The organism is Pseudomonas sp. BIGb0558 (assembly GCF_024807515.1).
Taxonomy (GTDB): domain Bacteria; phylum Pseudomonadota; class Gammaproteobacteria; order Pseudomonadales; family Pseudomonadaceae; genus Aquipseudomonas; species Aquipseudomonas yamanorum_A.
Map to the genome: position 1 here is coordinate 21,503 of NZ_JANUEW010000003.1, position 12,911 is coordinate 34,413.

The 12,911-nt window shown below is 52.8% G+C and carries 9 protein-coding genes and 1 pseudogene; 3 read left to right on the forward strand and 7 right to left on the reverse strand.

The window, feature by feature from the left end; translation table 11 throughout:
* Positions 1–73 precede the first annotated feature (73 nt).
* From M2400_RS06190 to M2400_RS06205, 4 genes are all read right to left on the reverse strand, one after another.
* Positions 74–1,471 (reverse strand): hypothetical protein, encoded by a 1,398-nt coding sequence (locus M2400_RS06190; RefSeq protein WP_259198750.1) that lies wholly within the window; start codon positions 1,469–1,471, stop codon positions 74–76.
* Between the two features lie 82 nt (positions 1,472–1,553).
* Positions 1,554–2,513, reverse strand: a complete 960-nt coding sequence (locus M2400_RS06195) for a restriction endonuclease (RefSeq protein ID WP_259198749.1) — start codon at positions 2,511–2,513, stop codon at positions 1,554–1,556.
* Positions 2,514–2,687: 174 nt separating this feature from the next.
* Complete coding sequence (locus M2400_RS06200; RefSeq protein WP_259198748.1) at positions 2,688–3,524, reverse strand: DUF6602 domain-containing protein; 837 nt, start codon at positions 3,522–3,524, stop codon at positions 2,688–2,690.
* 127 nt (positions 3,525–3,651) lie between these two features.
* A complete protein-coding gene (locus M2400_RS06205) occupies positions 3,652–4,116 on the reverse strand; it encodes a hypothetical protein (protein ID WP_259198747.1) in 465 nt (154 codons plus the stop codon).
* 230 nt (positions 4,117–4,346) lie between these two features.
* Between M2400_RS06205 and M2400_RS06210 the strand changes: the two genes are divergently transcribed.
* The gene (locus M2400_RS06210; protein WP_259198746.1) at positions 4,347–5,114 is read left to right on the forward strand and encodes a hypothetical protein; all 768 of its coding nucleotides are present in this window, start codon (positions 4,347–4,349) and stop codon (positions 5,112–5,114) included.
* Positions 5,115–5,269: 155 nt separating this feature from the next.
* On the forward strand, positions 5,270–7,429 hold the full coding sequence (locus tag M2400_RS06215) for an SEC-C domain-containing protein (RefSeq protein ID WP_259198745.1): 2,160 nt from the start codon (positions 5,270–5,272) through the stop codon (positions 7,427–7,429).
* A gap of 485 nt (positions 7,430–7,914) precedes the next feature.
* Here M2400_RS06215 and M2400_RS06220 read toward each other — a convergent pair whose 3' ends face one another.
* Positions 7,915–9,669, reverse strand: a complete 1,755-nt coding sequence (locus M2400_RS06220; RefSeq protein WP_259198744.1) for an SMEK domain-containing protein — start codon at positions 9,667–9,669, stop codon at positions 7,915–7,917.
* Positions 9,670–10,152: 483 nt separating this feature from the next.
* A pseudogene (locus M2400_RS06225) lies at positions 10,153–10,922 on the reverse strand (mechanosensitive ion channel family protein); the annotation flags it as partial.
* Positions 10,923–11,115: 193 nt separating this feature from the next.
* Here M2400_RS06225 and M2400_RS06230 point away from each other — a divergent pair.
* Positions 11,116–12,462, forward strand: a complete 1,347-nt coding sequence (locus M2400_RS06230; RefSeq protein ID WP_177044880.1) for a DEAD/DEAH box helicase — start codon at positions 11,116–11,118, stop codon at positions 12,460–12,462.
* A 46-nt stretch (positions 12,463–12,508) separates the two neighbouring features.
* Here M2400_RS06230 and M2400_RS06235 read toward each other — a convergent pair whose 3' ends face one another.
* The gene (locus M2400_RS06235) at positions 12,509–12,784 is read right to left on the reverse strand and encodes a hypothetical protein (RefSeq protein ID WP_177044878.1); all 276 of its coding nucleotides are present in this window, start codon (positions 12,782–12,784) and stop codon (positions 12,509–12,511) included.
* Between the last annotated feature and the right edge of the window lie 127 nt (positions 12,785–12,911).

The window sequence follows — 12,911 nt, forward strand, 5'->3', positions numbered from 1 at the left end:
GTTAAAGAGATAAGTTTACTGGTGACAAGCCTGCGCGCTGTTGAGGCGCGTAGGTTCTATGCTATGCCGGATTTTACTCCAGATCATCGTCGGTAGAGGTCAGCTGCTGCATGAAGTGATCCTCACGCCGTTGTTGCATTGGGCCGTAAACACCAGGTGGCATGTGAAACTTTTTCATTGCTTCTGCATCATTGACGAGTTGATCAAGTGCGCTGCACTCATCGTAAATATGCTCCCAGTGGGTCAGGACGTTGGCGCGTATTCGAGAAGGTGCGCGTATCCTGGTGTGATCATCGAGGAGGATGTCAGGTAATTTGAAACGCCGGAAGCTATCGCTCGTTTTGAAACTTGTCTTGCGGAGTTTTCGATTGTAACTTGCAGCACAAAGCAGTCCAGTATGCCTGAACTTGGAGTCTTCATGCCTAAGCAGTTTGATGGCTAGTGCGTACTCTCGGTCGCTTAGAGCTTCAGAGAGTGGGTAGCTCATTTCCCAAAGCTTCAGCGTGTGATCAATTAGATGGAGGGCTGATTCTTCAATATGCTCAGCCATCTGCGCAGCTGTCATGCCGACCTCTTTGGTGTACCCATAGAGCATTAATATTAAATAAAAAACCACTACGTGGCGCGACATGCCACGACAGATGTCGTTGCAAAGCACGTCCCCCAGTCCTTTGTTGAGAACAAAGTCATTTATTATGTTGGCCAGCATTGCAAGGTTCAAGCTCGACATGTCAAGCGCGAGGTGGCAAAGTGTCGAGGCGAGCTTAAGTCTGTGACGAAGTGAGAGTTCTGGAAAGTGGATGGCGATGAGGATGTGGATGATGTTGTATTCGAGTCTTTGGCTGTCTTCGAGTAAGTTCTGAAATTTAGATTCTATCCTGTTTTCCTGAAATTGGCTTAGTCCACCTAATCTACAAGTCACCCACTTATATTCACCTTCATATTCACTGGCAATGGCATTGGCTTCAAGAACTGAGAGCATGCTGAAAGCCGTCTCTGCGATGGGTACGCCACCTTTAATCAACGTGATGATGACAATCGAACCGTAGGTTTTGGAGTAGTGCAGACGGTTTTGGATAACCAGGTTGTCTAGCTTGACCTGATGAAAGACCCGGTTGAAGGTCTCGTGCATCATGATTTCGGTTATGTTCAACATCACCACCGAGGCAGCGGATTTGCCCTGCGTCAAGATTTTTGACAAGGCGGCATTTCGGCGCAAAAGAAACTCAGCGCCCCATACCGTAGTCGTCAGGTCAAGATAATGAGTGTACTCATGGATGCAGAGGTTATAGGCATCTTTTTCAGAAGGGGTGAGCTTGCCTGTGCTAAGTCCGGCCTTGAGTGCTGATCGGATCATCTTCCTATCTTTGGCGGAATAGGTGTTCAGGAGGATGACACTAGTGGTGTAATCAAGACTTCCAAGCTCATCTGGCGAGCACAGTGTAAATTTAGATCCTGGCTTGACTTTCATTGTGTTTTTTTGTGCTCGTGGTTGTTGGGTGTTTCATTGTAATGCTTGCGATGTAATTGTCTCAGTTTGTCGAAAATTATTCTTAATTTCGTAGCTCTAGAAACGGTTTCTTGTCGATGATTGCGGCTTGAGACTTATTTTTAAGAAGTTCGACTAAATCGCCCTGGTTTTGCAACAGGCTCACGATTTCTTCTAGGGTGCACAGGAAAATGGTTCTGTGATTAAGGAACTCTGCGCACTGACTGATGACGGCCTGCGTGTACCTGCTGTTTGAAATGAAGATGCCCGACACGTTTGCTCGGTTCATCACCCTCGCTAGGTGCGAGCTGAAATCGCCTACACCTACAGGGTCTTTAAGCCACTTCATTTCCACCACGTGTAGGGTGCCCGAGAGTTCAATGATGCCGTCGATCTGCTCCAGCACCACCGCGCTGTCCGGTGCCCTGCGGACAAAGTTCTCTCTCACATGGATGCCGTAAGCACGGAAGAGATCATTCAGCACCACCTCCAGGCGTCGGCCTCTTTCCTGGGGTTGGTCGTCCATACCGAAGAGGGCGAATAGACGGTTCTTTACGTCCTCGACCTCGCTGCGCTTGCGCGCGGCCTCCTGCTGGGCTGCACGGTGTGTTGCTTGCGCTTGATCGCGTTCAGCCTCTCGCTCCTGCTGCATCCTGGTGAACGCGTCTTTCTTGTTCACAGCTTCACGGACGCTGGCCACCAGGCCCTTGGCTTCGAGACGGTCGTCTGGCCAGCATGATTCGAAATCCTCAAATTCGACGACCCGACGGATCACCCCGCGACGTGGGCCTAATCCGTTATCACCACGCATGTTTAAGCGTGTCAGCACGGTGCGCACGATCTCGTATTTGCTGATCGAGCCTGGCGTGGTTTTCACCGTTGCGCTGACGGCTGCCAAATCCTCCTCAGTGACCCCGGCACCCTGGAAAAATAGGATGACGGATTGCTTGGACTTGACCAGTTTCGGGATGGTCTTGATCAGCAGTTCCAGGAGGTCTGCCGGATAGTGAAATTGCTCAGCCATGAAAGCACTCGTTGTCCGTAACCTTTCCGATGGCTCACGCAAGGCGAGCCTGCTGCGCTTGTCATCATGGCCCTAGATGGTCGGAAGGTAAATCCCGACCGTAGGGTGGCCTTCGCTTGCCAGCTCACCTGACGTGGTCGGGCTGGGTTGCTAGCGAGACTCTTCCAAGCAGTACTAGGACTGAGTGCTGGCTCTTACCTTTCGCAGGTTTTCGAAGAAGGTAGCGTTGAGCGTGCCAGTCCAGTCGATGGGCAGCAATTCAACCCAGCTCAGGGCCTCAAGCAGGGTCACTAAGCCGAGGCCAAACGCGTTTTCGGGGGCCTGTTCTGTGTACAAGCCTGCCCCGTACTTGGTGTCAAAGAAGAGTGATGACTTGATGCCGTCTGGGCCTAGGTTCACCGTCTGAGTCGCGATGTGGCTGTTACCTAGGATTAATAGATCAGGTGTGTGTTCGCCGTAAGTGCGAGGGAGGGCGACGTCGGGTGAAAATTTGCGTGCAAATACTGCACAGAAAGGCTGGTTTTTCAGTGGTGGGTACGTACGTGGCCAATCCCTGGGCCGCCCGTTGTAAACCGGCCCATCCTTTTCATAGTCAGGGTTGTTGAGGCCACGGCGCGTGAGCACAAGCTTCTTCACCGCCTCGGCCTGGCCGATTGCCTTCTCCAGTACCTCTGAGGTCGCTATAGAGTGCTTGCACTCGATGTAGCCGTACACAGCGTCAACCGGGATCTGCTCCTTGACCGGAAACTGCCGGCTCAGGCTGGAGCGCAGGGTTGGACTGGCCATCTTGTCGTAGATGATGACGTCATCCCCAGCTGTCCTGCCATCTTCGGCGACAACGAAGCCACGACAAACCCCGTACTTGGCAGGCAGCACGTCTTCCAGCAAGGCGCAAAGGGCGAGTTCGAATTCGTCGCCCAGGTCGAAGTTGTAGATCGCTTCGATATCCTGCAACCGAGCTTCGACCTTCTTGGCCAACCGCTCAATGTAACCCCCGTACGACCCCATCATTTTGCTCCTTCGCTCGTCAGCTGAATGATTACAGGCAAGACGCTGAGCATGCGTGCTTGTTTGGGTGACTTGCAAGGTGCTGGAGGAGGAGGTGATCTGGCTTAGCAGGTAAGTCTGCTACATGGCATTAGAGAGCCGCTCGCGCGTCCTTCACGGCAGCCACTAGCCAGCACACCAAACAATAGGGAATGGAGCCACAGCTTTCGAAATAGCTGTTGACATTATAGCTGTACGGATATACAGTTAAATCATCTGCCGACGGGTTCCCTCTCAAATCAGTTGAGCAGTAATGAGCATTGCGATGTTCCCCGGTAGTACCGCACACCGATTGGATGACGATGATGCGGATAAGAGCCCCTTCGGGGGCTTTTTGCATTTCTATGTCCGACAAAAAACCTCTGAGGTAGGGTGCTGAGGACGTAAACAGCAGCGCAATCCAGACTAGCTCCTGTTCTCGGTCTGGGCTGTTTTCTGACCAGTTCTGCTGCTGATCATTCGGGGCAGTAGAGTGCGCCGCCCTCAATGGCTGTCGACCAGCAGATGCGTTGCCGGCTGATTTCGGCTCAGGTTTTGCTTTTGTTTGGGCCGCCAACTTCTCATCATCGGCTTTCTTCGCTTTATCTGCTTCAGCTTCGGTAGTTGTCGCGGTCTCCCCAGGCCTCCACTACTACAATCTGGGCGTGTCGAGAGGTAATGCCGCTATTTGATGACTCTCTAGGGTGAAGGGTGGATGGCTCTATCTCGCTGCTGTGAGACCAACTGGTCGTTGCTTGGTAGTCGAAGTGTCGCCACTATGGCCGATTGATTCAGTCGAGAATTGGCATGCGGACAGCACTACACCGTGACACCCTCGAAACCCTGGATGCTCAGGGCTATGAAGACGCCTATGGAAAGCCCGTTGATAAAAATGGCAAGGAGCGAGTACGACCTCCGGCCCTTTGTGATATCTGCCGACAAGATGTGTTCTTGCGAGCTGAGCACAGCAAGCTTCGCACTCCCAATTTCGTTCACTTCGAGGACAGCGCTCCCTGTCCGGTCAAAGCCTTCAACGCTCGAGCCTACCGCGCACTCCATCCCGGACAGGGCAATGCCGACGACGCTCAGAGGCTTCGAGAGGACTTCTTTGCGATCTGGCGGTATCACTGGCGAGAATTCGACCGGATCATCGGTTACGCCTCGGTCTTCGATTTTGTCTCCGTCCTCAGATACGCTGATCGCCACGGCATCTGGCGGTACCGGGACATGGGTGTTAAGGATGTGCTGCCTGTCCTGCTGACGCTGATGGACTTCCCCCCGCTCCCAAAGGGCAAGCGCCATCTGCGTGACTATGGCTTGCGCTTCCTCTATGTGGGCACCGTTGCCAGTACCAATGACTATTGGAACCTGCCGGCTCACGAGCGGAGCCTTCTCAAAGTGGTTTACGAATTCCCGGGACAGGCTCGTACATTCCAGTCAGAGCGAATTTCAGCGAAGCATCCCGTGGTTTTTGAGCCGGATTACCAGGCTGCTCGCTTCGATTTGGACGTCGATAATCAACCCACAGCCCACCCCTATGTCGTTAGCACCATGACCAAGGAGTTTAGGGTGTAGGTTTCGGGCCGGATTGTTGCTTGCGTACTGCCATACCTGATAAGCGATATGTGCCAAAATCTAACGAGTAAGTTCGCCAAGCAACATCACCGATGGTGGGAGGGAGACGGGAAGTCCACCCTCCCATAGGAATCACGAACCTTGGAGCAGCAGGAATGAATCCCACGCACCGAAGTGAAGCCGAAGTTTTCAAGGAACTGATAAATCTGACGGCTCGACCAGGCTACGCTCACGCTATAGCCGGGATTTGTCATCGCGACAACTTTGTGTCGTTCCAGGGTGAGCACAAGCCCTCTGATCTTGATCATATACTTGACCGTAAAAGACTCAACCGCAATGAAATAAGCACGGTGTTGGGTCTGATGATGCGTCAGCCTCTCGATCTGTCTGAGGTCGATGAAACCACACTTAGAGGCTATGCCTCCCGCACTGACCAGCTATTGGGTGAGCTTCACAGTGCTCTCAACGGCCAGGTGATCGGCGAGCTGGCCCCACAAGCCCAGAAGGGCGAAGTCGTGGAGGACTTTTGGCAAGGGCCGATGATGAAGGAGCCCATTTTCTATGCCACCGAATCAGCCTACAGCTTCCAGTATCGAGATTTTTTTGCAGAGAAACACGCGCCGGATGATGCCTGGTTAGAGCGGGTCTTGGGGTTCAGCAGCGCCCAAGCTTTACGAGTGGCGAACGCGATGTGTTCGTTGATGAACGAGCGAGCTAACAACGGAGCGCGACTGACTGGTGAACCCCAGCTAGGCCGAATGCCGACAGGCTCGGTGCTGGAGCTTTTCGAGTTCAGGGCGCAAGAAGTAGCCCATTGTTCGGGCCTGGAACAGGGTGTCGTTGAGGCAGTTTTCAAAGCGCTGACGTTCAGTGGTGATAATGGCCTGTTCAGGGAGGTTGGGGACTTCAACCAGGTAGCGGCTACGCCTCTGCTGCCAACAGGTCGGGACTCAGTACTTCTGTTCTCTAATCACATGATTTACGAAGCCCTGTACGAGTCGCCTTTCTTCTGGATGAATCAGGATAAGGATTACAAGCAACAGGCCTCAGACAATCGTGGTGCATTTACCGAACAGTTCTCTCTGCGCCGCTTGGTATCGGTCTTCGGAAAGTCAAACGTCCACACCAACGTCAATTTGATCGAGGGGAAGCGGATCGTCGCAGAAGCGGACGTGCTGGTCATCTTCGGGGATCGGATTATCATCGTTCAGGCTAAAGCTAAAAAGCTGACCCTGGCGGCCCGCAAAGGTAGCGATGGACACATCAAGGCTGATTTTGCTGCTGCCATTCAGAAAGCCTATGACCAAGGGGCTGAATGTGCGACAGCTATCAGAGCTGGGAGCTGCCGCCTCGAAGATGATCAGGGCCAAGCTGTTGCGCTTCCGAAGCAGGTCAAAGAGATCTACCCGTTCTGCGTCGTGTCCGACCACTACCCGGCGTTAGCATTCCAAGCCAGCCAATACCTCAAATACTCAGCCGATGAGGTCGTTCGTCCACCTTTGGTGATGGATGTATTCCTGCTGGATGTCCTTGCGGAGATGCTTGATACGCCCATGCGTTTTCTAAGCTATGTCCGAATGCGCTCAGAGTCATCATCAAAGCTGATGGCGGGGCACGAGCTCACAGCCCTGGCCTATCATCTGCGGTGCAATCTCTGGCTCGACGATCAGTTCGATATGGTGATGCTGGAGGACTCGATCGCAGCAGACTTAGATGCCGCCATGGTTGTCCGGCGGGAAGGACTACCGGGCCAGCGAGTCCCTGAAGGCATTCTCACTAGGATGAAAGGGACGTACTACGAGCGCTTGATTGAGCAAATTGAGCGCCGGCCTAACCCAGCAATTCTTGAACTGGGTTTCACCCTGCTTTCTATGAGCGAAGAAACCTGTAATGCGGTTCATCATGCCATTGAGCGCTTGACCAACATGACGAAAATCGATGGCAAGCGCCATGATTTTACGATTGGTATGACTGAGCATGGGGTGGGGATTTGTTTTCACTGTAACCCCACTCCTTCCGAGGAAGCCGTTCGAACGCTGGAGGTGCACTGTGCCAAACGCAAGTACACACATCAGACGCCGGAATGGTACGGGGTTTCGGTGGGAGTTAATGGTGAAATTCAGTTTGGCATAACCCTGAATTTCCCGTGGGAGAAGTCCACCCAGCTGGATGATCTAACAAGGGAAATGAAACCATCTTCATCGGTTAGACAGGGCCTGAAGGCCATGGAGAGATTGTTTGCCCCCAAAAAGCATGGGCGTAACGATGCGTGCCCCTGCGGAAGTGGACTCAAGTACAAAAAGTGCTGCCTGTGAGGTTGTGTAAGCCAATGCTTGGTTGCCAGCAGCATGTGATGCTTACATGAAGGCTGGCTTCATAAACTTCAAATTCGCTCTTGACTGAGTCTATCTTTGGTGACTAGCGGGAGCAGGGAAGTGTTTGTGTAAGTCATACCGGTTCTGGCGGTCGTCTTGTGCCGATAAGGTGGCTGCGCGATTGTCAGCCGACGCCACCCACCCCGTGATACCGGAGTGGGTGGCTATGATCAGATATCGCACTCTATGCTGATGCCGTGCTGGCCTGCGTCCTTCAACAGAATTTGCTTTCAGTCGCATCGGGTAGCCCGCAGATATGGAAATGAGCGGAATCACCCATTTGCATTTCCATGCCTTCTCGATCAATCCTATTGAGATGGCATCAGCAGCATTGAGCTTGTCTTTGCCTTGGGCTTCCTTTGGAACTCCAGTCCATCTCTTGATTTAAAATGTGGCTCGGCAATTTGAACGGTAGTTGGTAGTAGTTATGAGATCTTCTGATCAAGTTGTGAAAATCTTACGTGCAAACTATGCAGGTGATCTCGCAGGCCCAGCTTTTTATAAATTTGCTCCGCCTGCGCAAAGTCTTCTTTAGCTCGTGAGTGCTCCCCCAATGCTTTATGGATGAGCGAGGAGCTGGCCAGTATGTGGCCTCGAAGATTTGGATATAGGTTTTCTTCCAGCTTGAGGGCAAGTTCTAAATTTGACTTTGCAGAAGGTAAGTCGTTTTCATCTTTGTCCACCAGGCCGAGATTTAAAAGTGCTGCTATTTGAGAACGTTTTTCTTCTTCTTTGACGGATAGGTCGTAGGCTTTTAAGTTGTATTCCCTTGATTTTTCTAGATTTTTAAGGTTCTGGTAGATGTTTGCGATATTGCCGTAGTGCTTTAATAAGCTCCCCGAGTCTTTCAGCAGTTCTGCCAAGTCAATGGCGTGATGCAATACTTCCAGTGCTTGATGAAGCAAACTCTCGTCGCCTGAGATTTCGGCCTTGTATTTCAATCGAATAGCGAGATTTGTCAGTAGATAAGACTTGATCGAACGTAGTTCTCTTCTTTCAGTTTCGCTCTTTGAGTTGTCCATTACTTCGTCAAGTAGTAGCTTTGCTTTGTTGTAATATTTCTCTGATAGTTCGAGGTTTCCTAGATTTGTATAGCAGCTGCTAAGGCCATTGAGATGTTTCACTCGGCCTATTTTGTGATCAATGCTTTCGGATATTACAAGCGCCTTTTCAAAAGCTTCGATGGCATCAGGCACTCGCCCGTTATTTTTGTAAAGAAAGCCTAGATTTCCTAGTACGGCTTCCCGTTCGCGTGGGCTTATATCTGCTTTTTCGAGGCATACATTAAAGATTTTTTCGGCCTCCGGCAGCCTACCTCTAAGCATAAGGCTTGTGGCATAAATGTTAGCCTCTTTCACACTTTCGGGGTTCAAGCTTGCTGCGTGAGAATAATAAATGTCAGCTTGGTCGGAGTCTAGCAGCGCGTACAGGTTGGCTATATCGATCAAGTCTTGCGCTGCCATGGCTTTACTGGTTTTGGCTAAACTGTCCAGTAGTTCCTTTGCCTGGCTTGGTTCGTTCTTTTCAATAAGAAGAATGACTTGGGCTTTAATTGTCTCTCCAGTTTGAAAGGATCGGCCTAGTAGTTCCTCTAGCTGTTCGCCAATCATGGAATTGTCAAATTTTGACAGCCATTTACTCATGGCTGTCGCTGTTTTAATGATGCGCTTAGGTGTTTCGGCGAAATTTTTGACTACAATGTCGCGCAACAGCTTTAAGTCATCTACTCCTGTGGATAAGGCTTTCGTCTTTCTCAATACTAGGTTGAAGTCCAGGACGTTTTTGTTGGTAAATTTCACGCCTGGGCAGATGGCGCTAACTTTAGATCTAAATTTCTTGGGCTTTAAAGAGAAAAAGAATAGCTCGTCAATTTTTTCGCGATGCTCGCTATCGATTAGACTGGTAATGGTTGAGTTGATTTTTTTCAAATCAATTCGTGAGCTTACTTGAACGCCTATTCGGTTTCCTGCATCCAATAAGTCAATGGATTGTGTATTTGGAGTGACATGGTTGGTATTGGTTAAGTTCCATTTGTGAGATATATTCAAAATGCTAGCAACAAAGTCCTCGCTTATTATATTTTCATCAATAAGGCCGGAGGCTGAGTTGGTTTCTATGAATAATTGAAGGAATATAAAATGAGTCGTGATCTCATCAGCAAGAGCCTTTCTTTCCAACATTTTCAATCCTTGATCAGTGGTTTCGTGGAGTAAGCCGATAGTACAGATCGTACAATCGCATGGTGTCAGAAGGCTATCTCTCTCTCCCGCATCAAGCATTAACTCAGTTCATTCGCCAGCAGCGGCTCTGCACCAGCAATTCCGAAATCCGTCTCAGGCGTACGCAGCGTCCACCGTTGGGAGGTGAGATGCCTTGAGATCTCAATGCCTGGGCATCGCATGACAAGTTCATGGATGTGATTACTGGACACGGCTGGGCGAGGACTGGTGGTGTCGGATAGATTCGAGGACTGGGAGGAAAGTGCCGCGCATCGCTAACGCATCGCTTGCAAGGCTATCTAATCCTAGGTGGATTTATGCTTGGAGATAGGGGCTTGCAGGAGGTTGGGTTTAGGAATAGTACAGCCGGCTGTAGTACCTGTACTAATAGCCCACTCAATGGGGCTGGGGGGCTTGCTGGGGATAGTATGTTTTCCAAGGGCGTCCGCTGAAGTTCTTGAACGACTCGGACATCAGGCGCCAAGTGGGATCGAGACGATGGTCTTGTCGAAATTCTGCACTTTGACGGTGTGCAGGGTGATGTCCACCACGTCACCATCGGCGCCCACCTGAGGCATTTCGATCCAGTCGCCGACCCGCAGCATGTCGTTGCTGGTCAGTTGTACGCTGGCGACGAACGACAGCAGGGTGTCCTTGTAGACCAACAGGATCACCGCCGACATCGCACCCAAGCCGGAAAGCAGCAATAGCGGCGAGCGGTCGATCAGCGTGGCGACGATGATGATTGCGCCAAACACGAACAGCACCATCTTTGCCAACTGCACGTAGCCCTTGATCGAGCGGGTGCGGGCGTGTTCGGTACGGGCGTAGATATCCAGCAGGGCGTTGAGCAGGGCGCTCATCGCCAGCACCATGAACAGGATGGTGAACGCCAGGGCTACGTTGCCGATGAACAGGGCGCTGGTCTTGCTCAGGTCCGGCACCAGGTACAGGCCGAACTGGATCACCAGCGACGGCGTCATCTGTGCCAGGCGGTGGAAGACTTTGTTGTGCCGCAGGTCGTTGAGCCAGTGCAGCGCGGGTTGCCGGCCCAGCAACTTGACGGCGTGCAGGATGAGGTACCGCGCCACTCGTCCGAGCAGCAAGGCCACCACCAGCAACACCACCAGCGCGAGGCTGGAATGCAGCAACGGGTGCTCGTCGAGGGTGCCCCAAAGGTCTTGGGCGTTGAGCCAGAGCTGTTTGATATCCATGGGTAAACGCGATTCTTCTGTAAGACGTGACGGGGCGATTAGAGCATTTAAGTCCTTCAAAGTTGTCGTTGTGGACAAATTCGCTGACAAAAAAGCGCCTGATTGACGCAGTACGCGTAAAGAAACTCGGCCTCGGCGCCCGAAACCGTTACCCTATGCAGCTGTTTTTTTGTATTTCTTCGAGGTAGCACCCGTGTTTTCCCAATTCGCCCTGCACGAACGCCTGCTCAAAGCCGTGGCCGAGCTTAAATTTGTCGAGCCAACGCCTGTGCAAGCAGCGGCCATCCCGCTCGCGCTCGAAGGGCGTGACCTGCGGGTGACGGCTCAAACCGGGAGTGGCAAGACGGCCGCTTTCGTACTGCCGATTCTGAACCGTCTGATCGGCCCGGCCAAAGTCCGTGTCAGCATCAAGACCCTGATCCTGCTGCCGACCCGCGAGCTGGCCCAGCAGACCTTGAAGGAAGTGGAGCGCTTTTCGCAGTTCACCTTCATCAAGTCCGGCCTGATCACCGGCGGCGAAGACTTCAAGGTCCAGGCCGCCATGCTGCGCAAGGTGCCGGACATCCTGATCGGCACCCCGGGCCGAATGATCGAGCAACTGAACGCCGGTAACCTGGACCTCAAGGAAGTTGAAGTCCTGGTGCTCGACGAAGCCGACCGCATGCTCGACATGGGCTTCGCCGACGACGTGCAGCGCCTGGTGCAAGAGTGCGTAAACCGCCAGCAGACCATGCTGTTCTCGGCCACCACCGGTGGTTCGACCTTGCGCGAGATGGTCGCCAAGGTCCTGAACAACCCGGAGCACCTGCAGGTCAACAACGTCAGCGACCTGAACTCCACCACCCGTCAGCAGATCATCACCGCTGACCACAACGTGCATAAAGAGCAGATCCTCAACTGGCTGCTGGCCAACGAGACCTATCAGAAGGCCATCGTGTTCACCAACACCCGCGCCATGGCCGACCGCATCTACGGTCGCCTGGTGGCTCAGGAGTACAAGGCGTTCGTCCTGCACGGTGAGAAAGACCAGAAGGACCGCAAGCTGGCCATCGACCGCCTCAAGCAAGGCGGCGTGAAGATCCTGGTGGCCACCGACGTTGCCGCCCGCGGCCTGGACGTGGACGGCCTGGACATGGTGATCAACTTCGACATGCCTCGCAGCGGCGACGAATACGTGCACCGTATCGGTCGTACCGGGCGTGCCGGCAACGATGGCCTGGCGATCTCGCTGATCTGCCATGGCGACTGGAACCTGATGTCGAGCATCGAGCGCTACTTGAAGCAGTCGTTCGAGCGCCGCACCATCAAGGAAGTCAAAGGCACCTACGGCGGGCCGAAAAAGGTCAAGGCGTCGGGCAAGGCCGTTGGCGTGAAGAAGAAAAAGGTCGATGCCAAGGGCGAGAAGAAGAAGGCCGGCGCCAAGTCGCCGACCAAGCGCAAGATCGCCAACCGTCCAAAGACCGACAACTTGTCGTTGGTCAGCAAGGACGGCATGGCTCCCCTGAAGCGCCGCAAGCCGGAAGCACCGGCTGCCGAGTAAGGCTTGAGCCACAAAAAAACCGGACAATGTCCGGTTTTTTTTCGCCTCAGTTTTTGGCTTTGGCGGCCGCTTCGTCCATTTCCTTGAGGCGCTGGTCGATCAGTTGGCACTTGTCGGGCAGGTCTGCGCTGGCGGTTTCCAGCTTCATGTTCTGCAATTCCTCGTTGATCTCCTTGGCCTTCTGCGGGTTCTGTTGGGTGAGCTTGGTCACCTCCTTGGCCAGTTGCTCACGTTTGGCGGTGGCTTCTTCCAGCGTGCAGGCCCAGGCGGGCAGGGCGGTGAGCAGCGTGGCCGCGACGGCGATATTCAGCAGGGTTTTCATGGTTCGGACCTCCTTGGCGATGATATTCGGTTGAGGGCTTCGAACGCTGAAAAGTTCAGCGAAATCGCGCCTGTCCGCTAGGCTGAACGGACGATGGGTCCGGCATGTCACACCTTTGAAGGGCCTA

Coding starts and splice junctions, on each gene's coding strand:
- M2400_RS06190 (WP_259198750.1), bottom strand. CDS start 1,471: ATGAAAGTCAAGCCAGGATCTAAATTTACACTGTGCTCGCCAGATGAG.
- M2400_RS06200 (WP_259198748.1), bottom strand. CDS start 3,524: ATGATGGGGTCGTACGGGGGTTACATTGAGCGGTTGGCCAAGAAGGTC.
- M2400_RS06235 (WP_177044878.1), bottom strand. CDS start 12,784: ATGAAAACCCTGCTGAATATCGCCGTCGCGGCCACGCTGCTCACCGCC.
- M2400_RS06220 (WP_259198744.1), bottom strand. CDS start 9,669: ATGTTGGAAAGAAAGGCTCTTGCTGATGAGATCACGACTCATTTTATA.
- M2400_RS06195 (WP_259198749.1), bottom strand. CDS start 2,513: ATGGCTGAGCAATTTCACTATCCGGCAGACCTCCTGGAACTGCTGATC.
- M2400_RS06215 (WP_259198745.1), top strand. CDS start 5,270: ATGAATCCCACGCACCGAAGTGAAGCCGAAGTTTTCAAGGAACTGATA.
- M2400_RS06210 (WP_259198746.1), top strand. CDS start 4,347: ATGCGGACAGCACTACACCGTGACACCCTCGAAACCCTGGATGCTCAG.